This window comes from Microvirga sp. 3-52, from assembly GCF_018383585.1.
Classification (GTDB): domain Bacteria; phylum Pseudomonadota; class Alphaproteobacteria; order Rhizobiales; family Beijerinckiaceae; genus Microvirga.
Genome location: NZ_JAHAMK010000001.1, coordinates 102,553 through 122,368, shown reverse-complemented (window position 1 = coordinate 122,368; position 19,816 = coordinate 102,553). Strand labels below are relative to the sequence as shown.

Annotated in this window: 18 protein-coding genes; 14 read left to right on the top strand and 4 right to left on the bottom strand. The window is 63.2% G+C overall.

Going from position 1 to position 19,816, the window contains the following annotated elements; translation table 11 throughout:
- Positions 1 to 14: 14 nt before the first annotated feature.
- Positions 15 to 1,169 (bottom strand): efflux RND transporter periplasmic adaptor subunit, encoded by a 1,155-nt coding sequence (locus tag KHP60_RS00640; RefSeq protein ID WP_213561604.1) that lies wholly within the window; start codon positions 1,167 to 1,169, stop codon positions 15 to 17.
- Between the two features lie 284 nt (positions 1,170 to 1,453).
- Positions 1,454 to 2,518, bottom strand: a complete 1,065-nt coding sequence (locus KHP60_RS00635; RefSeq protein WP_213561603.1) for a patatin-like phospholipase family protein — start codon at positions 2,516 to 2,518, stop codon at positions 1,454 to 1,456.
- Positions 2,519 to 2,700: 182 nt separating this feature from the next.
- Between KHP60_RS00635 and KHP60_RS00630 the strand changes: the two genes are divergently transcribed.
- A complete protein-coding gene (locus KHP60_RS00630; RefSeq protein ID WP_213561602.1) occupies positions 2,701 to 3,318 on the top strand; it encodes a MarC family protein in 618 nt (205 codons plus the stop codon).
- Positions 3,319 to 3,429: 111 nt separating this feature from the next.
- On the opposite strand, the gene KHP60_RS00625 is transcribed toward KHP60_RS00630, so the two are convergent.
- Entirely contained in the window at positions 3,430 to 3,900 is a 471-nt protein-coding gene (locus tag KHP60_RS00625; protein WP_213561601.1) for an Lrp/AsnC family transcriptional regulator, read from the bottom strand.
- Positions 3,901 to 4,050: 150 nt separating this feature from the next.
- Between KHP60_RS00625 and KHP60_RS00620 the strand changes: the two genes are divergently transcribed.
- The 13 genes from KHP60_RS00620 to KHP60_RS00560 all read left to right on the top strand — a co-directional run bounded on the left by KHP60_RS00620 (position 4,051) and on the right by KHP60_RS00560 (position 18,732).
- Positions 4,051 to 5,427, top strand: coding sequence for a PLP-dependent aminotransferase family protein (locus KHP60_RS00620; RefSeq protein WP_249688383.1), 1,377 nt, complete (start codon positions 4,051 to 4,053; stop codon positions 5,425 to 5,427).
- A gap of 264 nt (positions 5,428 to 5,691) precedes the next feature.
- A complete protein-coding gene (gene eutB, locus KHP60_RS00615; RefSeq protein ID WP_213561599.1) occupies positions 5,692 to 6,693 on the top strand; it encodes a hydroxyectoine utilization dehydratase EutB in 1,002 nt (333 codons plus the stop codon).
- On the top strand, positions 6,690 to 7,703 hold the full coding sequence (gene eutC, locus KHP60_RS00610) for an ectoine utilization protein EutC (RefSeq protein ID WP_213561598.1): 1,014 nt from the start codon (positions 6,690 to 6,692) through the stop codon (positions 7,701 to 7,703). The genes eutB and eutC overlap by 4 nt, the downstream gene beginning before the upstream one ends.
- Positions 7,700 to 8,881 carry an ectoine hydrolase DoeA gene (gene doeA, locus KHP60_RS00605; protein WP_213561597.1) on the top strand — a complete coding sequence of 394 codons (1,182 nt, stop codon included), beginning with the start codon at positions 7,700 to 7,702 and terminating at the stop codon, positions 8,879 to 8,881. Before eutC ends, doeA begins: the two co-directional genes overlap by 4 nt.
- Positions 8,878 to 9,897, top strand: a complete 1,020-nt coding sequence (gene doeB / locus KHP60_RS00600; RefSeq protein WP_213561596.1) for a N(2)-acetyl-L-2,4-diaminobutanoate deacetylase DoeB — start codon at positions 8,878 to 8,880, stop codon at positions 9,895 to 9,897. The genes doeA and doeB overlap by 4 nt, the downstream gene beginning before the upstream one ends.
- A gap of 79 nt (positions 9,898 to 9,976) precedes the next feature.
- Positions 9,977 to 10,828 carry an ectoine/hydroxyectoine ABC transporter substrate-binding protein EhuB gene (ehuB, locus tag KHP60_RS00595; RefSeq protein ID WP_249688382.1) on the top strand — a complete coding sequence of 284 codons (852 nt, stop codon included), beginning with the start codon at positions 9,977 to 9,979 and terminating at the stop codon, positions 10,826 to 10,828.
- Between the two features lie 76 nt (positions 10,829 to 10,904).
- Entirely contained in the window at positions 10,905 to 11,570 is a 666-nt protein-coding gene (ehuC, locus tag KHP60_RS00590; RefSeq protein WP_213561595.1) for an ectoine/hydroxyectoine ABC transporter permease subunit EhuC, read from the top strand.
- Positions 11,567 to 12,259, top strand: coding sequence for an ectoine/hydroxyectoine ABC transporter permease subunit EhuD (ehuD, locus tag KHP60_RS00585; RefSeq protein ID WP_213561594.1), 693 nt, complete (start codon positions 11,567 to 11,569; stop codon positions 12,257 to 12,259). The genes ehuC and ehuD overlap by 4 nt, the downstream gene beginning before the upstream one ends.
- Positions 12,256 to 13,059: an ectoine/hydroxyectoine ABC transporter ATP-binding protein EhuA gene (ehuA, locus tag KHP60_RS00580; protein WP_213561593.1), complete on the top strand. Its 804-nt coding sequence runs from the start codon at positions 12,256 to 12,258 to the stop codon at positions 13,057 to 13,059. Before ehuD ends, ehuA begins: the two co-directional genes overlap by 4 nt.
- A 98-nt stretch (positions 13,060 to 13,157) precedes the next feature.
- Positions 13,158 to 14,669, top strand: a complete 1,512-nt coding sequence (locus tag KHP60_RS00575; protein WP_213561592.1) for an NAD-dependent succinate-semialdehyde dehydrogenase — start codon at positions 13,158 to 13,160, stop codon at positions 14,667 to 14,669.
- 13 nt (positions 14,670 to 14,682) lie between these two features.
- Positions 14,683 to 16,074 (top strand): aspartate aminotransferase family protein, encoded by a 1,392-nt coding sequence (locus KHP60_RS00570; protein ID WP_213561591.1) that lies wholly within the window; start codon positions 14,683 to 14,685, stop codon positions 16,072 to 16,074.
- 110 nt (positions 16,075 to 16,184) lie between these two features.
- Positions 16,185 to 17,309 (top strand): alanine dehydrogenase, encoded by a 1,125-nt coding sequence (ald, locus tag KHP60_RS00565; protein WP_213561590.1) that lies wholly within the window; start codon positions 16,185 to 16,187, stop codon positions 17,307 to 17,309.
- A 121-nt stretch (positions 17,310 to 17,430) separates the two neighbouring features.
- On the top strand, positions 17,431 to 18,732 hold the full coding sequence (locus KHP60_RS00560) for an ArgE/DapE family deacylase (RefSeq protein ID WP_213561589.1): 1,302 nt from the start codon (positions 17,431 to 17,433) through the stop codon (positions 18,730 to 18,732).
- A gap of 126 nt (positions 18,733 to 18,858) precedes the next feature.
- On the opposite strand, the gene KHP60_RS00555 is transcribed toward KHP60_RS00560, so the two are convergent.
- Positions 18,859 to 19,803, bottom strand: coding sequence for an NAD(P)-dependent oxidoreductase (locus tag KHP60_RS00555; RefSeq protein WP_213561588.1), 945 nt, complete (start codon positions 19,801 to 19,803; stop codon positions 18,859 to 18,861).
- Positions 19,804 to 19,816 lie beyond the last annotated feature (13 nt).

Below are 19,816 nucleotides of genomic sequence, written 5' to 3'. Positions count from 1 at the left end.
CTCCTCGCGTGAACTCAGCTGCCGTTTCGTTCCCGCACCGGCGGAAGCGTTGTCATCTGCGGCGTGATCGGCGCTCCGGGCCGGACCCGGACGAGGCCGTTTACGACCACCGTCTCATTGCCGGTGAGCCCATCGCGGATGACCCTGTAGCCGTCGATCCGCGGACCGATCCGTACGGGCTTGAGATTGACGACGTTGTTCTCGCCGACCACGTAGACCACACGCCGATCCTGGTCGCTGCCGATGGCCTCATCGGGCAGGAGGATGCCCTTGTAAGGATCGGAGGCGCCCACTGTGACGCGACCGAACAGGCCAGGGGTCAGGAACTGATCCTTGTTCTCGAAGATGGCACGCACACGGATCGTGCCGCTTGCCGCGTCGAGTCGGTTGTCGACGAAATCCAGCTGTCCCTTGCGCTGTCCCAGGCGCTCGTCCGTCAGCGTGAGCAGGACTTCGTTGGTCTCCCCGCTGGCCAAGGTGTTCGTTCCGCCGTGCGTCTGCCGCGAAAATGCCAGGAAGGAGCGCTCGTCGATATCGAAATAGAATTGGATCGGGTCCAGCGAAAGAACGTTCGTCAGGATCGTCTCGTTGGCATTGACCAGATTGCCTTCGGAAACGAGCTTGCGCGAGATCCGCCCCGACAGGGGCGATTTGATCTGCGTGAACTCCACATCGAGCTGCGCCTGCCGCAGGGCCGCCTGAGCTCGATCCAGTTCGGCCTTGGCGGTCAGGAAGGCTTGCCGACGTTGGTCGAAAAGCTGGTCGGGAATGTTGCCGGTCCGGCGCAACTGCTCAGCGCGGTCGAGATCGCTTTGCGCGAATTCCAGGCGGACCTGCGAGGATGTGACGGCTGATTGCGCCTGCTCGAGCGCATTGCGGTAGGGCCGCGGATCGATGGTGAAGAGAAGATCTCCCGCCTTGACGAAGGTGCCGTCCTGGAAATGAACCTTGTCGAGATACCCTGAAACCCGGGCTCGGATATCGACCTGATCGATGGCCTCGAAGCGTCCGATGAAGTCGTCCCGCTCGACGATGTCCTTCACGACAGGTTTCGCAACAGTCACCGGCGGTGGCGGTTGCGCAGGGCTACCCTGGGCCAAAGCCAGGCTTGCCCATGCAATCCACGAGAACAGAACGCTGGAAACAACCAAGGACCGAGGAAAGCGCATGCGTAACCTCCTGATCGGCATTCTCGACGCAGCACGATGATTCCAAATTTCAGCTTACGGCCCTGTGCGCAAAGGCACGCGGAAGAGCTTTTGTTCTTGTTGCGACGCAATACTACGCATCGCTGCGCTTCTGGCAAGATACGCAACAATGATACGCAAGGAGCGCCAAATTTGTCTGCATCCGTCGAGGCGAAATCACCACATGAGATTTGATCGATACGGGATCCATTGCCTAATGATGGGATGCCACCCCTTGGCTAACACCTAGCCGGTTGGCTAGGTGTTCAGGTATAAGCGTCGCGCGGATCGAGAGTGCTTTTCTGCCCGATGAAGCGATAGTTTTCCTCGAGCCATGAACGGGCGGCATTTCTGCCGAGGTCCTTCAGTTCCTTGAAGAAACTCCATTGAGCACTGAGGCGGGACGCAGCGGTGAACTCATCGAGATCCTGTCCTCCATGGATTCGGTGCATGAAGACCCGCTTGTAATCCTTCGTCGAAAGCTTTCCTTCGTCGATCAACCGTGTCACGAATTCGACCGACCTGAGTTGCTGCAGCAGATTGGCATTGAAGGTGATCTCGGTCAGCCGGTTCTGGATTTGCTGCACGCTCTGCGGCGTCGACCGGCGCTCGATCGGGTTGATCTGGACCAACAGGATATCGTCCGATCGTGTTTCGTAGAAAAGTGGAAAGAGCGGCGGATTGCCTGTATAACCACCATCCCAATAGGGCTCTCCATCGATCTCGACAGCCTTGAAGAGCATCGGCAGGCAGGCCGAGGCCAGCACGTGGTCCACGGTCAGTTCAGGGCCGGTAAAGATCCGGATCTTCCCAGTCCAGACATTCGTCGCTGCAATAAACAGCTTTGCGTCTGTGCACGCCCTCACCCGCTCGAAATCGATCAGACCGTTGAGGGCATCGCGCAACGGGTTGATGTCGAGGGGGTTCAGATCGTACGGGCTCGCGACCCGGGACCACGCATCGAACCAGAGATGCGAAGATCCGTTCATGCTCCAGTAGCTCAACAGACGGTCGAACAGCGAACGCTGGAGCGGAGAGAGCACACCATCGAGACTCACGCGCTTCCAGAATTTGCGTAATTGTTCGCGCGCGCCGTCCCGTCCTCCTTCGAGCCAGCCCTCGAAGAGCACGACCGCGTTCATCGATCCGGCGCTCGCGCCCGTGACCGCCTCGATTGTGAGCCGGCCGTCCTCGAGGAGGTAGTCGAGCACCCCCCAAGTGAAGGCGCCATGTGCGCCGCCGCCCTGCAGCGCCAGCGACACGGATTTCTCCGCATTGGGGCACTTCAGCCCTCGTACTGCGTTCTTGCGGCTTTGGGCTTGAGCACTCATTCCGGGCTCCCGTTGTCAACCGGTAGATTACCATGACGCAGCATCGGGAGCGCAAGCCGGGACGCGCCGCTTAGCATGCAATGAGGTACGTGGTTGCCCCGTTGCGACGAGCGACGGCATTAAGCTTGGCTTTAGATCCGGCGCGCGCTTTACTTGCGCCGTTGAGCCCAGGGCTGCCGTCAATGAGCCAGTATTTCACCGATCTGATCACCTTATGGGTTGTGATCGACCCGATTGGAACACTTCCGGTGTTTTTGGCCGTCACAGCCGGCTTGAGTGCCGCCGCAGCGCGGAGAACCGCTTTACGGGCGACGGTGGCCGCCTTCTTCGTCCTCTTGTTCTTCGTCGTGGCGGGTCAGGCGCTGCTTCAGGCCATGGATATCGATCTCGACGCGTTCCAAATCGCCGGCAGCGTTGTCCTCTTCCTGTTTGCACTGACGATGATTTTCGGAGAGCCGAAAGTCGAAGTCGAGGAGAAGGAACTCGTAACTTCGGATGTGGACCGATCGATCTACCCGCTGGCTATTCCCTCGATTGCAAGCCCCGGAGCCATGCTGGCCGTGGTCTCGCTCACGGACAACACCAAGTTCAGTATCTCACAGCAGGCTGAGACCGTGGCTCAGATGGCTCTCGTTCTGCTTGTCACCCTGGTTCTCATGCTATTGGCGTCCCGGATCATCAAGATCATCGGCGATGCCGGTGCCAGCGTCATCAGCCGGGTCATGGGCCTCATTCTCGCCAGCGTGGCCGTGAACGGCATCGTTCTCGGCATCAAGCAGGCATTCAACCTCACTCTCTAGGCCGTCACGCGCAGTCTGAATTGGATATGGGTATGAATTCGTTCATCCAGGTCTCCTCGAAGATAGTCCAGAAGCATACCTTGTCATGAGCTGAACGACCTCATCAGAAGATTATTCAACGTTTAAGCTCTGTAATGTGTCGATACACTTCACATTTTTAGTAACAACGTAAGTGAAATACCGCTCGATACCCAGTTCGAGCTTCAGAAGTCGGTCGATCAGCCTCTGATAGGAGTCGATATCATCAGAGGCAATTTTGAGGATGTAGTCGACCCCGCCACCGGTCGCATCACAGGAGATGATCGCAGGCTCCTTGAGGATTGCGGCCTCGAAGCGGTCGAAATCAGCCTGCTGGTGGCTCCTGAGCATGATCTCCACGAGTACCGTCGTCCGACGCGCGAACCCGTCTGTGTTGATGCGGGCTGTGTAGCCGGTGATCACCCCGTTCTTCTCAAGACGGCTGAGGCGCTCCCAGCATGCCGTAGGGGACAGACTGACAGCTTCGGCGAGCCGAAGCTTAGTCATCCTGCCGTCTCTCTGAAGAGCCGCGAGAATTTTCAGATCGATCTTGTCGAGTTTCATGACTATCCTTGAGTCTCAGCGCAATGTAATGATTACTCCATTACAATCGCTTGAGACAGTCCTATGCGCGGGCCAACTCGCACTTTAACGAACGCCCCCGACGACCTGGCCCACCTCAACCAGGCGTCGGTTCCCGATTGGCAACCCACCTTGGCTAAGCGCAAGGGGGCGACAAAGCACAAACTCCTGACCGAGCGGATCATCGCGGACATCGATGCGGACATCCTGCCGGCTCACGCGCGCATGCCTACCCATCGAGACCTTGCACGGCGGCTCAAGGTTTCAGTGCAGACGGTGAGCCTCAGCTACAAGGAGGCCGAGCGGCGGGGCTATCTGCGGGGTGAGGTCGGCCGGGGCACCTTCGTCCGCAGCCGCGTGACGGAGAAGGCCGACCGCTTCATGCTCGACCGCGATCCCGGCGAGACGGTAGATCTCTCCATCATCCGTGCGAGCTACACCGAGGCGCATGAGGACGCGTCCCGCGCGGTCATGCGGCGCCTCGCCCAGAGCGACAACAGCGCCTTCATGCGCCCGTGCCGACCCATTGCGGGGCTGGAACACCATCGCGCCGCGGCGCAGACCTGGCTGAGAGGCCTTGGTGTCGAGGCGGCGAAGGACCGCATCCTGATCACGAACGGCGCAGCCCACGGCCTGTTCCTGGCCATCGCGGCCATCGTCCAGCCGGGGGAGATCGTCCTGACCGAGAACCTGACGGACCATGGCATCATCGGCCTCGCCAACGTCCTGGGTTTCACCCTGCGCGGCCTCCCGACCGACCGGGAGGGCATCCTGGTCGAGGCGTTCGAGGAAGCCTGCGCGGCCGGCGGAGTGACGACCCTGGTGCTGATCCCGTCGCTGGGCAATCCGACCAGCCATGTCATGGGGGCCGAGAGGCGGAGGGCCGTCGCGGAGGTCGCGCGCCGCTATGGCATCTATGTCGTCGAGGACGAGGTCTACAAGCCGCTGCTGGAGACGCCGCTGCCATCCTTTACCGAAATGCTGCCCGACCTTGGCTTCTTCGTCACCAGCTTCACCAAATCGGTCCTGACCGGCCTGCGCGTCGGATATCTCGTGGTTCCGCCGCAATACTCGATCCGCGTCGCCAGCATCATGCGCGTGACGAGCTGGAGCGCAACGAATCTTCCTGCCGAGATCGCGACCCTGTGGGTCGAGGACGGCACGGCCATGAACCTGGTCGACCTGCAGCGCCGGGAGGTGCAGGCGCGTCAGGCCATGGTGTCGGAGATCCTCGGGGCGCATACCGCCCAGACCCATCCCTTGTCCCTTTGCGCCTGGCTGAAAGTGCCGCCCCGGTGGACGGAAGAGGGCCTCGTGCGGGTTCTGGCCCAGAAGAACATCGCCGTCACCCCGTCCGATCCCTTCATGGCGGGGACGGAGTGCGAGGGGGGCATCCGCATCTGCATCGGGGGCCGTTTGTCCCACACGACCCTGAGCCGCGCCTTGCGGATGATCGCTGAAACCTTCGAGCAACTGCCGCCTGTCTTCGATACCAGCTCCATTGCGTAGACGTGAAAGATGTCTGGCATGACCTTCCAGTCGAGACGGGAGATCTACCATGCGAGATTCTCTAGAGATTGTTTCATGACAATATAATGATTGACATGAAATTTAGTGCATCACACCATCTCATTGTTCTAGCGGGAGGTGATGAATGCACGCGGTGCCTGCGCGAAAACTTGGCGTTGAAACAGTTCAATTCGACTCCTGGCACGGCAGCGCGGGCAGCGTCCATCGGGCCGCGTCCGCCCCTGTCCCGACAGGCCCCCGCCCATGATCGCGGTCGGGCTCGACAGGATCGCGCGGGCTCACGAGCGCATCTCCGGCCGCGTCCGGTACACCCCTTTGGTCTTCTCCCCCGGTCTATCCGCCGTTTGCGGCGTTCCGGTCCACCTCAAGCTTGAATGTCATCAGCCGACCGGCAGCTTCAAGCTGCGCGGCGCCACGAATGCCGTTCTGTCCCTGAGCGATGAGGCGAAGAAACGCGGTCTTGTCACCGCCTCGACAGGCAATCACGGGCGTGCCCTCGCCCATGCGGCGAAAGCCGAAGGAGTGCGGGCCGTGATCTGCATGTCGGCTCTCGTGCCCGCCAACAAAGTCGACGCGGTCAGGGCTCTTGGAGCGGAGGTACGCATCGTCGGCCGCTCCCAGGACGACGCGCAGGCAGAGGTCGACCGCCTCGTGCGCGAGGAGGGCCTGACGGCCATTCCGCCCTTCGATCATGCCGAGGTCATCGCGGGACAGGGAACGATCGGGCTCGAAATCGCCGACGCCCGCTCCGATACGGAACTGGTGCTCGTGCCACTCTCCGGAGGTGGCCTGGCGGCGGGCGTTGCCGAGGCGATCAAGGGACGACTTCCGCAGGCGCGGGTGATCGGGGTCTCCATGGAACGCGGCGCCGCCATGTATGAGAGCCTACGCGCCGGAAAGCCCCTCCCGGTCGAGGAACTGGAAACCCTGGCCGATTCCCTCGGTGGCGGGATCGGCCTTGAGAACCGCTACACCTTCGCCATGTGCCGCGACCTCCTCGAGGATGTCGTGCTGCTGTCGGAAGAGGAGATCGCCGAGGGCGTCCGCCATGCCTTCGCGGCGGAAGGCGAGATGGTGGAAGGTGCAGGCGCGGTCGGGATCGCGGCGCTCCTGGCCAAGAAGGTCGAGTTGCGGGGCCCGACGGTCGTCCTGGTTTCGGGCCGCAACATCGACGAGGCGCTCCATCGGCGGATCGTCGACATCGATGGCCTTAAGGCCATGTCCGCCGGAGGACCGGTCCCATGACGGGGATGCTCGTTCTGACGGAGCCCGATCTGCGCAAGGCCGTGCGCCTCGACGCCAGTGCGGTGGATTGCGTCGAGGATGCCTTCGCGGCGCTTGCCACCAAGCCCGTCGTGATGCCGCCGATCCTCCGGCTCGATATCGTCGAGCATCGCGGCGAGGTGGACGTCAAGACGGCGTATGTGCCCGGCCTCGACGGCTTCGCCATCAAGGTCAGCCCGGGCTTCTTCGACAATCCGAAGCTCGGCCTGCCCAGCCTCAACGGCCTGATGATCCTGTTCAGCACGAAGACCGGCCTCGTCGAGGCTCTGCTGCTGGACAACGGCTATCTCACCGATGTGCGCACCGCCGCCGCGGGTGCGGTTGCCGCGAAGCACCTGTCGCGCCCGGACTCACAGGTCGCCACCATCTTCGGAGCCGGCATTCAGGCCCGCCTTCAACTCGAGGCTCTCACGCTCGTGCGGCCAATCAAGCGAGCCCGCATCTGGGCGCGGGATTTCGCCAAGGCGGAGACGGCGGCGCAGGATCTCTCCACATCCCTCGGGATCGCGGTCGAAGCCGTGCCAAATCCGGAATCGGCCTGCGACGGCGCCGACATCATCGTCACGACGACGCCGGCCGAACAGCCGATCCTGAAAGCGGAATGGGTGCAGCCGGGCCAGCATATCACGGCCATGGGCTCCGACTCCGAGCACAAGAACGAGATCGACCCCGCAATCCTGCCCCGCGCCCTCTACATCGCCGACAGCTTGGGGCAGACACGCCGCCTCGGGGAACTGCATCATGCCATCCGGGCCGGATTGATCGAGCCGGACCGGTCGTTCCCTGAACTTGGACAGGTCGTCGCCAGCCAGGCACCCGGCCGCGAAAGCCCGGACGCCATGACCCTGTGCGACCTCACCGGCACCGGCGTGCAGGATACCGCCATCGCCACCCTCGCCCATGCACGCGCCCGGGAAGCCGGAGCGGGCAGACCCATCGACACAAAAGAAGCAACTGGAGACGTTCCGTGAGCGCGCCCAACCTCAATTTCAGCAGAGCGGAATATGCCGAGCGCCTCGCCAAGACCCGCCGGGCGATGGACAGGGCGGGAATCGATCTCCTGGTCGTTACCGATCCGTCCAACATGCATTGGCTGACGGGTTACGACGGCTGGTCGTTCTACGTGCATCAATGCGTACTGGTGCCGCCGGACGGCGAGCCGATCTGGTTCGGCCGCGGCCAGGACGCCAATGGCGCCATGCGCACCGCCTATCTCGCGCACGACAACATCATCGGCTATCCCGACCACTACGTTCAGTCGACCGAGCGTCACCCCATGGACTTCCTGTCCGGCATCATTGCGGAACGAGGTTGGCACAAGGGCACCATCGCGGTCGAGATGGACAACTACTACTTCTCCGCCGCCGCCTACCTGTCGCTGGTCAAGCATCTGCCGAACGCCAGGTTTCAGGACGCCTTATCTCTCGTCAACTGGCAGCGCGCGGTCAAAAGCCCGACGGAAATCGAATACATGAGGGTCGCGGGCCGCATCGTCGAGGCGATGCACCGGCGCATCCTGGACAAGGTCGAGCCTGGCATTCGCAAGAACGATCTCGTGGCCGAGATTTACGATGCGGCCCTGCGTGGCGTCGACGGGTTCGGCGGCGACTACGCCGCCATCGTTCCGCTTCTCCCGTCAGGCGAGGAAGCCTCGGCCCCGCACCTGACCTGGGACGACAGGCCCATGCGCAGCGGCGAAGGCACGTTCTTCGAGATCGCCGGCTGCTACAAGCGCTATCACTGCCCGCTTTCGCGCACCGTCTTCCTCGGCAAGCCGACACAGGCCTTCCTCGATGCCGAGAAGGCCGTTCTGGAAGGCATGGAGGAAGGACTTGCGGCCGCCAAGCCCGGCAATGTCTGCGAGGACATCGCCAACGCGTTCTTCGCCGTGCTCAAGCGCTACGGCATCGTGAAGGACAACCGCACCGGCTATCCCATCGGCCTGAGCTATCCGCCGGATTGGGGCGAGCGCACCATGAGCCTGCGCCCCGGCGACAGGACCGAGCTCAAGCCCGGCATGACCTTCCATTTCATGACGGGGCTGTGGCTCGAAAACATGGGCCTGGAGCTCACGGAGAGCATCGTCATCACTGAAACCGGCGTCGAATGCCTCTCCAACGTGCCGCGCCAACTCTTCGTGAAGCCATGAACGTCATCACGCCGATCCAGCGCCCCTCCCCGATCAGTGCCAGCGTCGATTTCGACGCGGACGGGGTGCAGCACGGCTTCCTGCGCCTGCCCTACAGCCGGGACGACTCGGCCTGGGGTTCGGTGATGATCCCGATCGCCGTCATTAAACGCGGTGACGGCCCGACGGCGCTTCTCACCGGCGGCAACCATGGCGACGAGTACGAAGGGCCGGTGGCCCTGTTCGATCTCGCACGGACGCTGCAGGCGGATCAGGTCCAGGGGCGCGTCATCATCGTGCCCGCCATGAACTACCCGGCCTTTCACGCTGGAACCCGCACCTCGCCCATCGACCGGGGCAATCTCAACCGGAGCTTTCCCGGTCGTCCGGACGGCACGGTGACCGAGAAGATCGCCGACTACTTCCAGCGTATGCTGCTGCCGCTCGCCGATATCGTGCTCGACTTCCACTCCGGCGGCCGCACCCTCGACTTCCTGCCCTATGCGGCCGCCCATGAGCTGCCGGACAAAGCGCAGGAGAAGCGCTGCTTCGAGGCCGTAGCGGCCTTTGCGGCGCCATACTCCATGCGGATGATCGAGATCGACGCCGTCGGCATGTACGATACCGCCGCCGAGGAGATGGGCAAGGTGTTCGTGACCACGGAGCTGTCGGGCGGCGGCACGTCCTCGGCGAGAACCGTGGGCATCGCCAAACGCGGCGTCATGAATGTGCTCAAGCATGCGGGCATCGTTGCCGGCTCGACGGAGACCGGACCGACCCGCTGGCTCGACATGCCGTCCAACGATTGCTTCCGCTTCGCGGAGGATGATGGCCTCGTCGAGCCGTGTGTCGATCTTGGCGAGTCGATCCGGGCGGGCGACGTGATCGCACGTATCCATCCCATCGGCCGCACGGGGCAATCCCCGGCCGAATACCGGGCCGCCCTCGACGGAGTTCTCGCCGCAAGGCACTTCCCGGGCCTGGTCAAGGCCGGAGACTGCCTCGCGGTGGTCGCGACCGTGGAGGAGAAGATCTGAATCCAAACACCGCCAGCGACGACGCTGCAAGCCGGATCAACCGGCACGCGGTTCTTACAACACCAGAGGAGAAGACCAGATGAAGACAATGATCCGTTACGGCGTCGCCGTCCTCGCTCTTGCTGCCGCGGCCGGGAGCGCGCAAGCCCTCACTCTCGACCAGGTCAAGGAGGCCGGCTACATCCAGGGCGCCACGGCCAACGAAGTGCCCTATGGCTATATGAAGGAAGACGGCTCGGCTGCCGGCATCGGCCCCGACGTGGCGATTGCCGTGCTCAAGCGCATGGGCGTCAACGAGGTGAACTGGACGGTGACGCCGTTCGGCACGCTCATTCCCGGTCTGAAGGCTCGCCGCTTCGCATTCGCGGCCGCGGAACAGAACATTTCGCCCGAACGCTGCAAGCAGGTGTCGTTCTCGGAGCCGAACTCCAGCTACGGCGAAGGCCTGCTCGTCAAGAAGGGTAATCCGAAGAAGCTGACCACCTATGCCGACATCGCCAAGGATCCGTCCCTCAAGGTGGCGGTCGTCTCGGGCGCCAACAACATCGACTTCCTGCGCGCCGTCGGCGTGAAGGACAACCAGATCATCATCATCCAGGCCAATGCCGACGCTCCCTCGACCGTGCAATCCCGCGCGGATGCCTATGCGGCGACCGAGCTCACCGTATCCAAGCTCGCGGAAGGAAGCCAAGGCGTCGAGCAGGTGCGGCCCTTCACGGATCCGGTCGTCGACGGAAAGCCGGTGCGCAACTATGGCGGCTTCGCATTCCGTCCCGAGGACAAGGAACTTCGCGACGCCTTCAACAACGAACTCGTCGAGTTTCGCAAGACCGAAGACTACCAGAAGATTCTCACGTCCTACGGTCTGAGCGTCGAGAGCGTCAAGGCCGCCGCGGCCAAGAACGTCGCCGATCTCTGCGCCGGAAAGTAATCCGCGCATCGTTCGAACCATCCGGTCAGGGCCGTTCGGCCCTGGCTGGATGGAACGCCGTAAGGAGAAGCCGACGATGACATGGATGCAATATCTCGCGCCTTTGCTGAAGGGCGCGCAGGTGACGGTGATGATCTCGCTCGCATCGATCTTCTTTGGTGCGATCCTGGCTTTCGCCGCTGGAATCGCACGCACTTCGAGCAACCGGGTCCTGTCGGGCATAGCCTTCGTCTATGTTGTTCTGTTCCGGGGCACGCCGCTTCTCGTCCAGCTGTTCTGGTTTTATTACGCATTGCCACTGATCGGCATCTCGTTCGACCCGGTCACGACCGGCATCACGGTGCTGTCGCTTCTCACCGGCGCGTTCGGGGCCGAGGTGGTGCGCGGCGCCCTCCTCGCCGTGCCTCCCGCGCAGCTCGAAGCGGCGCGCGCGCTCAATTTCAGCAAGTCCTATACGCTCTGGCATGTCTCGATGCCTCAGGCGATCATCGAAATGATGCCGGCTTTCGGCAACCTCGCGATTCAGAACCTCAAGGACACGGCTCTGGTGTCGCTGATCTCGATCGCCGACCTGACCTTCCAGGCACAGTCCCTGCGCAACATCACCCTCGACAGCGCCACGGTCTACACCCTGACGCTGGTCGGCTACTTCATGATTGCTCTCTGCCTGATGTTTGTGATGCGCTTCATCGAGATGAAGCTGAGGCGCGGACCGGCCTTTCCCAGGAGCGCCCACTCATGATGTATGGTTATACCTGGGATACGTCGACACCGCTGACCTTCGCGCTCTCCATTCTGCCGATTCTCGGCATCGGCCTGCTCGTGACCTTGAAGGCGGCGGCTGTCGGCTACGCCATCGCGCTTGTCCTGGGGCTCGTCCTGGCGCTCCTGTGCCGCAGCAAGAGCAGACTGATCTCCTGGACGGTCACCGGCTTTACCGAGTTCGTGCGTGACACCCCGCTGCTGGTCCAGCTCTTCTTTCTCTATTACGTCCTGCCTGAATTCGGAATCGTCCTGCCCGCCTTCATGACCGGCGCCCTTGCGCTCGGCCTGCAGTACTCGGCCTATACGTCAGAGGTCTATCGCGGCGGCATCGGGGCGATTCCACGCGGCCAATGGGAGGCGGCGACCGCCCTCAACCTGACCCGGCTTCAGGTCTACCGCGACATCGTCGTGCCGCAGATGATCCCGCGCATCGTACCGGCATTGGGGAACTATCTCATCTCCATGCTGAAGGAAACGCCGGTCCTCTCCGTCGTGACCGTTCTCGATATGCTGGGCCTCGCCAACATGATCGGCGAGCGGACCTTCGAGTATCTCGTTCCGCTTTCCATGGTGGGCCTGATCTTCCTTCCCATGACCTTCATCTGCTCGGCCCTCGTCTACATGATCGAGAGGGCCCTGCCCAAAAGTGGGATTCCCCTGCGATGACCTCCATTATCCGCTTTGAGAACGTCACCAAGCGCTTCGGTGCGCTGACGGTGCTCGACAACTTCAACTTCGAAGTCCAGCGCGGCGAGAAAGTGACGCTGATCGGCCCGTCGGGCTCCGGCAAGTCCACCGTTCTGCGCATTCTGATGACGCTGGAGCCTTTCCAGGAAGGCCTCCTCGAAATCGACGGGATCAGCTACCACGAGCCCAACGGCCGCGGCCCCTTCAAGGCGAGCGAAAAGCACCTTCACAAGATCCGCAGCAATGTCGGCATGGTGTTTCAGAGCTTCAACCTGTTTCCGCACATGACCGTGCTGCGCAACATCGTCGAGGCGCCGGTCGCGGTTCTGAAGATGAAGCGCGACGAGGCGGAGAGCCGGGCCACCGAGTTGCTGCGCATGGTGGACCTCTACGACAAGAAGGATCATTTCCCGAGCCAGCTCTCCGGCGGTCAGCAGCAGCGCGTCGCCATCGCCCGGGCGCTCGCCATGCGCCCGCGCGTCCTTCTGTTCGACGAGCCGACCTCCGCACTCGACCCCCAGCTGGTCGGCGAGGTTCTCGGCGTCATCCGCAATCTGGCGCAGGAGCACGATCTCACCATGCTCCTCGTGACGCACGAGATGCGCTTTGCCCGCGAGGTGTCGGACCGGGTCTGCTTCTTCGACAAGGGGCGGATCGTCGAACAGGGCGGCCCGGAACAGTTCTTCAGCAACCCGCAGCAGCCCCGGACCCGGGAGTTCCTGAGCTCATTCCTGGGCGAGCAGGCGCCTTCGCGAGAAAGTCTCCGGCGCGTCCAATGAAAACAGAGACATTCTCCGGTCTCCCGCCGAAGAACCGAAATCCTCTCGCCGGCTGACGCGCTATCCTCCGTTCCGTCGGATCTTGAGGAGAGCGCCGCATGAACGCGATCACCCACACCACCGCTCCCGTGCCGGTGAAGGCGGATACCCACCCGGCGCTGAGCCGCTTACGGGATCCCCGCCTGTTCCGCGAGATGGCCTATATCGATGGCCGCTGGACTGCGGCGGATGCCGATGCACGCTTCGAGGTCAACGATCCGGCCACAGGCCTGAATGTTGCCCGCGTGTCGCGCCTCGGTGCGGATGAGGCCGGCCAGGCCGTCGATGCCGCCGCCCGCGCGCTCCCTGCCTGGAAGGCCCTGCTGCCGCAGGAACGTGCCGCACGCTTGAGCGCATGGTACGATCTCATCCTGGCGGCCCGTGAGGATCTTGCCCTCATCATGACGCTCGAGCAAGGCAAGCCCCTGTCCGAGTCGCTCGGCGAGATCGACTATGCGGCCTCGTTCGTGGGATGGTACGCCGAGGAAGCCAAGCGCGTGAACGTGGAGAGCGTGACGAGCCACCTGCCCGGCGCGGAGATGCTGATGCGGCGCGAGGCCCTGGGCGTCGCGGCCCTGCTGACGCCGTGGAACTTCCCCTCGGCCATGCTGACGCGCAAAGCCGCGGCTGCGCTCGCTGCCGGCTGCACGGTGGTGGCCCATTCCTCCTCATACACGCCGCTTTCCGCCCTGGCGCTGGCGGAGCTCGCGGAACGGGCGGGCCTTCCGCGCGGCGTTTTCAACATCGTCACGGGGGACGCCGAGCCCATCGCCAACCGGTTCTGCGATGACGGGCGCGTCCGCGTCGTCAGCTTCACCGGCTCGACGGAGATCGGGCGCAAGATTGCGGCACGCTGCGCCTCGACCATGAAGCGCCTCGTGATGGAGCTGGGCGGCCACGCGCCGCTCATCGTGTTCGAGGATGCCGATCTGAATAAGGCCGTCGGGATCGCCATGGCGGCGAAGTTCGCAACCTCCGGACAGGACTGCCTTGCCGCCAACCGCATTTACGTCCAGCGACCGATCTATCCCGCCTTCTGCGAAGCCTTCGCCGCACGCATTGCGGCCCTGAAGGTCGGGCCGGGGCTCGAGGAGAGTACGGAAATCGGGCCGCTCATGCACGCCAATGCGGTGTCGAAAGCGAAAGCCCAAATTGCAGATGCTCTCACCCTCGGTGCACGCCGCGTGACAGAGGAAAGCGAGACCCCGGGGCCGCTCTTCATGATGCCGACGCTGCTCGCCGACGTACCGGACGACGCCTTGATCATGCGGGAAGAAACCTTTGCGCCTGTCGCCGCCGTAACCCCATTCGACAGGGAAGACGAGGTGGTGGCGCGGGCCAATGCCACGGAATACGGCCTCGTCGCCTACGTTGTGACCGAAAACGGCGCGCGGGCCCTGCGGCTCGGTCGCGCCCTCGAATACGGCATGGTGGCCGTCAACCGAGTGAAGATCACCGGCGCACCCATTCCCTTCGGCGGCATGAAGCAATCGGGCCTCGGCCGCGAGGGCTCGCGCCACGGCCTCGAAGCCTTCACTGATCTGAAATACCTTTGTCTTGACATCCATTGACCGGGAGCCAGCCATGCTGAACGAAACGAACACCCTCGATAACGAACTCAATGCCTGGGATCGGGACCATTTCTTTCATCCGTCCACCCACATGGCCCAGCATGCCCGCGGCGAGACGCCGAACCGCATCATCACCGGCGCCGAAGGGGTCTACATCGTCGACCGGCAGGGCAGGCGCAGCCTTGACGCCTTCGCGGGCCTATACTGTGTGAATGTCGGCTATGGCCGCACGAAGATTGCCGACGCCATCGCCGCTCAGGCGGCGGCCCTGCCCTATTACCATGCCTATGTGGGCCACGGCTCGGAACCCTCGATCCGCCTTGCGAAGATGATCATCGACCGCGCTCCGAAAGGCATGAGCCGCGTGTTCTTCGGCCTGTCGGGATCGGATGCGAACGAAACCAACATCAAACTCGTCTGGTACATGAACAATGTGCTGGGACGGCCCGAGAAGAAGAAGATCATCTCCCGCTGGCGCGGCTATCACGGGTCCGGGCTCATGAGCGGCAGCCTCACGGGTCTTGCGGCCTTCCACAACCTGTTTGACCTGCCGCGCCCGCCGATCCTGCACACGGAAGCGCCGTATTACTTCCGTCGGCCCGACCTGAACATGACCGAGGAGCAGTTCTCGCAGTATTGCGCCGACAGGCTCGACGACCTGATTCAGACGGAAGGCCCGGAGACCATTGCGGCCTTCATCGGCGAGCCGGTGCTGGGCACGGGAGGCATCGTGCCGCCGCCGAAGGGATATTGGGAGAAGATCCAGGCGGTTCTGGCGAAATACGACATCCTGCTCATCGCCGACGAGGTGATCACGGGCTTCGGACGGCTCGGCACCATGTTCGGCTCGGATCACTACGGCATGAAGCCGGACCTCATCACGATCGCCAAGGGCCTGACCTCGGCCTATGCGCCGCTCTCCGGCGTCATCGTGTCCGAGAAGGTCTGGCGCGTCCTGGAGCAGGGTTCCGACACTTTCGGTCCGATCGGCCATGGCTGGACCTATTCGTCCCATCCCCTCTGCGCGGCGGCGGGCGTCGCCAACCTGGAACTGGTCGACGAACTCGACGTCGTCACCAACGCTCGCGAGGTCGGCGCCTATTTCAATCAGGCGCTCAATGACGCGGTGGGTTCCAACCGCTTCGTGGGCGAGGTGCGCGGCGAGGGCCTGATGGCCGCCGTCGAGTTTGTGCGAGACCGCGACGACCGTGTCTTCTTCGATCCCTCCGAAAAGGTGGGACCGCGCATCACGGCGGCATTGCTGGAACGGGGTGTCATCGGACGGGCCATGCCGCAAGGCGACATCCTCGGCTTTGCCCCGCCGCTCTGCCTGACGAAGGAAGAGGCCGACATCATCGTGGCCGCCGCGAAGGATGCTGTGGAAAGCGTTACCGCTACGCTCTAATTCTCTCTTGCGGCGGCGCGTGCAGGGGCCAACCGCCGCAAGGATCCGTCAGCGGCTTCGCGGAAGCCGCGACAAGAGGGTTGAAGCCCCGAACCATTGAGGAAGCATCCATGCTGGTCGGCGTTCCGTCGGAGATCAAGAACAACGAAGCCCGCGTGGGGCTTATCCCGTCATCCGTGCAGGAGCTGGTCCACCACGGGCACCGGGTCATGGTTCAGTCCGGGGCCGGCCTGGGGGCGGGCCTTACGGACGAGGACTACATGGCGGCCGGGGCGGAGATCGTTGACGGCCCGGAGCGAATCTTCGCGGAAGCCGAGATGGTGGTGAAGGTCAAGGAGCCCCAGGCCCAGGAGCGCAAACGCCTGCGTCCGGGGCAGGTCCTGTTCACCTACCTGCATCTTGCCCCCGATCCGGAGCAGACCCGCGACCTCATGGAATCCGGGGCGGTCTGCATTGCCTACGAGACCGTAACCTCCCCCTCCGGCGCCCTGCCCCTGCTGACCCCCATGTCCGAGGTCGCCGGCAGGCTTGCGCCGCAGGTCGGAGCCCATGCGCTGGAAAAGGCCCAGGGCGGGCGCGGCATCCTGCTCGGCGGCGTCCCGGGGGTTCCGGCAGCGTCCGCGGTCATTCTGGGCGGGGGAGTGTCAGGCACCCATGCCGCCGCAATCGCCATCGGCATGGGGGCGCGGGTTACGGTTGTCGACCGGTCGCCCGATGCCCTGAAGCGCCTGGCGAACCAGTTCGGCAGCGCGATCTCGACAGTCTATTCCACCCATGCGGCCATCACGGAACTCGTCAGAGAGGCCGATCTGCTGATCGGCGCAGTGCTCATCCCGGGCGCTGCCGCACCCAAGCTGGTAAGCCGCGCGATGATCGGAACCATGAAGAAGGGAGCCGTCGTCGTCGATATCGCGATCGACCAGGGCGGATGCTTCGAAACCTCCCACGCCACAACGCATTCCAACCCGACCTTTGTGGTGGATGGGGTCGTCCATTATTGCGTCGCCAACATGCCCGGCGCGGTCCCCAGGACCTCGACCTTCGCTCTGAACAATGCGACCCTGCCGTATGTGCTGGCCCTCGCGAACAAGGGTTGGCGCACGGCGCTATCGGAGGATCAGCATCTGCTGGCCGGCTTGAATGTATGCGACGGCAGGATCACCTGCCTCCCCGTGGCGGACGCCCAAGGCCTCGACTACACGCCCGCCCAGGACATGATCGCGAACGGGCATTGACGGGCATCGGCCTCCGGCATTCGAAAGGGACATCTGGTGCATTCGGGTGTCGCCGCCTCAGGATTCATCTTCAAGGTCCGTTCCATTGAGCATTGCATCTTCCGACGAGGAGCTTTCACGCGTGGACACACTTTCAAAGGCTGACCGGGAGCGCATCATCGCGGCCGTCGACGCAGCCTTCGACGCACAGGTCGATTTCCTTTCCGACCTGATCCGATGCGCCTCGCTGAGAGGACAGGAAGCCGAGGTTCAGAACCTCGTCGAGGCTGCGCTTCGAGGAAGAGGATACGAGGTCGAGCGTCAGCCGCTCGATCCGTCGCTGATCGGCCGTCATCCGGCCTTTTCCCCGGCGACCGTCAGCTATGCGGATTTCTGGAATGTCATCGGCATCCGCAAGCCGGCGGTCGAGCATGGACGATCCCTCATCCTGAACGCTCATGTGGACATCGTGCCGACGGGCGAGCCGGGGCGCTGGCAGCATCCACCCTTCGAGCCGATACGACGTGACGATTGGCTTTACGGTCGAGGCTCGGGAGACATGAAGGCCGGCCTGTCGGCGGCGATTTTCGCCCTCGACGCGATCAGAACTGCCGGATTGGAACTGACGGCTCCCGTCCAGATCCATTCGGTCGTGGAGGAGGAGATCACCGGGAACGGGGCCGCGATGGCATTGGCCGGCGGCTATGTCGCCGACGCCGTGCTGATCCCTGAACCGACAGACGAGAAGCTCGTCCGCGCGAATTCCGGCGTGATCAAGTTTGCCATTACGATCCACGGAACACCCGCTCACCCGCGCGAGGTCAGCGGGGGCGTGAGCGCGCTCGACGCGGCCGTGCGGCTCATCGACCAGATGCGTACCCTCGAGGCGCGGTGGAACGAGGAACGACCGGCCAAGCCGTACTTCGACGAGGTGGAAAATCCCGCCGCCCTGACAATCGGAACGATCAGTGGCGGTGAATGGATCGCATCCGTCCCATCCTCCTGCCGTTTCGAGGGGCGCATCGGCTTCTATCCTGGGGACGATCCCCACGAGCGCGTGAAGGAATTCGAGGCTTTCGTCGCCAAGGTGTCGGCGCAAGATCCACTGGTGCGACGCTGCCCGGAACCGGTCGTGGAGTGGGTCGGTGTCGTGCATGCGGGCTATACTCTCGCGCCCGGCTCGGAGGCCGAGGACCTTCTCACGCAGGCTCATGCGGCAGCCAACCCGCCTGATCATCCGCCATTACAAAGCTATGTCATGGCCTGCTATCTTGATGCCGCGGTCTATGCCGTCCACGCAGGGATCCCCTCGCTGGTCTATGGACCCGTCGCGGAGAATATTCACGCCATCGACGAACGCGTATCCCTCCCTTCCCTGCGGCGCGTGACAAAGACGATCGCTCTGTTTGCGGCAGGATGGTGCGGTGTTCGCCCGGCAAGCTAAAACGGTGAGGAAGCGGTGCCTGAACCGGGGGGATGGATTTGGACGGTCGTGTCTCACGTCCGGCACAATGCCGTTCTGCCATGTCGCAGGACAGGATCGTTTCCCGGCTCGTTCGGAGCGTGCACGTCAAGTTTCGTCGGCGGTTCCGGTTGACCGGCGTTCTTTCTTCGCCTCCTTCAAAGATCCATTTCCAGAACGGCTCGACCAATATCCGGCGAGGCTCGTTCCATCCCGAGCGCCCCAGCCGTCACGGCTCGCTTCTTCATAAACCGAGAGAACCTGTTCGGTGACTGGCAGCGAGAAGCCACGCTCCACGCCCTCCGCAAGCATGGTCCGCAAGTCTTTTCGAAAGGAGTCCACGTCGAAGGTTACGGGCTGAGGATCGTCTCCGCTCATTCCCTTCGCGATCATGGCCCCGCGTGCCTTCAGAATGTTGGCGCCGCCGGATGTATCCGAAAAGAGGTCGACGATGCGCTCCGGTTCGAGGCCGAGATGGCGGCAGAGCGAATAGGCCTCGCCCAGAGCCTGATAGTAGACCACCAGCGGCAGGTTGACAGCCAGTTTCAGGCTTGTTCCTGATCCGACAGGTCCCGCATGTTCGATCCGCCGGCAGAGCTGCTCCAGGATCGGGCGCGCCCGGGTGACGTCCTCCGACGATCCGCCCGCGAGACCTATCAGCCGTCCTTCCCGGGCCGGACCTGTGGAGCCGCTCACCGGACACTCCACGTAGACTCCGCCCTTCGCAGTCACCCGCTTCGCCAGGGCTTGCTGGATCTTGGGCTGAACGGTGCTCATCTCGATGAACAGCCTGCCATTCACGTCCGCAGCCAGAATGCCCTGGTCACCGCCGAAGACGGCCTCCAGGGCGTTCTCATCCAGGAGGCAGGTGACGATCACCTCGGATTGGCCGACGACCGCAGCAGGTGTTTCCCCCAGCTCGGCACCGGCCTCTACCAAGCCCTTCGCTTTGTCGGAGGTGCGGTTCCATACCACGAGATCGTGCCCGCAGCTCTGAAGCCGCGTTGCAAGGGCCGTCCCCATGCGGCCTAATCCAATGACCCCGATCCTCATTGACATCTCCTGC

What these genes read in the sequence shown, in the direction of transcription:
- KHP60_RS00570 (WP_213561591.1), top strand. Translation starts at nt 14,683, where the DNA reads ATGCTGAACGAAACGAACACCCTCGATAACGAACTCAATGCCTGGGAT.
- ehuD (WP_213561594.1), top strand. Translation starts at nt 11,567, where the DNA reads ATGATGTATGGTTATACCTGGGATACGTCGACACCGCTGACCTTCGCG.
- ald (WP_213561590.1), top strand. Translation starts at nt 16,185, where the DNA reads ATGCTGGTCGGCGTTCCGTCGGAGATCAAGAACAACGAAGCCCGCGTG.
- KHP60_RS00630 (WP_213561602.1), top strand. Translation starts at nt 2,701, where the DNA reads ATGAGCCAGTATTTCACCGATCTGATCACCTTATGGGTTGTGATCGAC.
- KHP60_RS00575 (WP_213561592.1), top strand. Translation starts at nt 13,158, where the DNA reads ATGAACGCGATCACCCACACCACCGCTCCCGTGCCGGTGAAGGCGGAT.
- KHP60_RS00635 (WP_213561603.1), bottom strand. Translation starts at nt 2,518, where the DNA reads ATGAGTGCTCAAGCCCAAAGCCGCAAGAACGCAGTACGAGGGCTGAAG.
- eutB (WP_213561599.1), top strand. Translation starts at nt 5,692, where the DNA reads ATGATCGCGGTCGGGCTCGACAGGATCGCGCGGGCTCACGAGCGCATC.
- ehuC (WP_213561595.1), top strand. Translation starts at nt 10,905, where the DNA reads ATGACATGGATGCAATATCTCGCGCCTTTGCTGAAGGGCGCGCAGGTG.
- KHP60_RS00555 (WP_213561588.1), bottom strand. Translation starts at nt 19,803, where the DNA reads ATGAGGATCGGGGTCATTGGATTAGGCCGCATGGGGACGGCCCTTGCA.
- KHP60_RS00640 (WP_213561604.1), bottom strand. Translation starts at nt 1,169, where the DNA reads ATGCGCTTTCCTCGGTCCTTGGTTGTTTCCAGCGTTCTGTTCTCGTGG.
- doeB (WP_213561596.1), top strand. Translation starts at nt 8,878, where the DNA reads ATGAACGTCATCACGCCGATCCAGCGCCCCTCCCCGATCAGTGCCAGC.
- ehuB (WP_249688382.1), top strand. Translation starts at nt 9,977, where the DNA reads ATGAAGACAATGATCCGTTACGGCGTCGCCGTCCTCGCTCTTGCTGCC.
- KHP60_RS00625 (WP_213561601.1), bottom strand. Translation starts at nt 3,900, where the DNA reads ATGAAACTCGACAAGATCGATCTGAAAATTCTCGCGGCTCTTCAGAGA.
- ehuA (WP_213561593.1), top strand. Translation starts at nt 12,256, where the DNA reads ATGACCTCCATTATCCGCTTTGAGAACGTCACCAAGCGCTTCGGTGCG.
- eutC (WP_213561598.1), top strand. Translation starts at nt 6,690, where the DNA reads ATGACGGGGATGCTCGTTCTGACGGAGCCCGATCTGCGCAAGGCCGTG.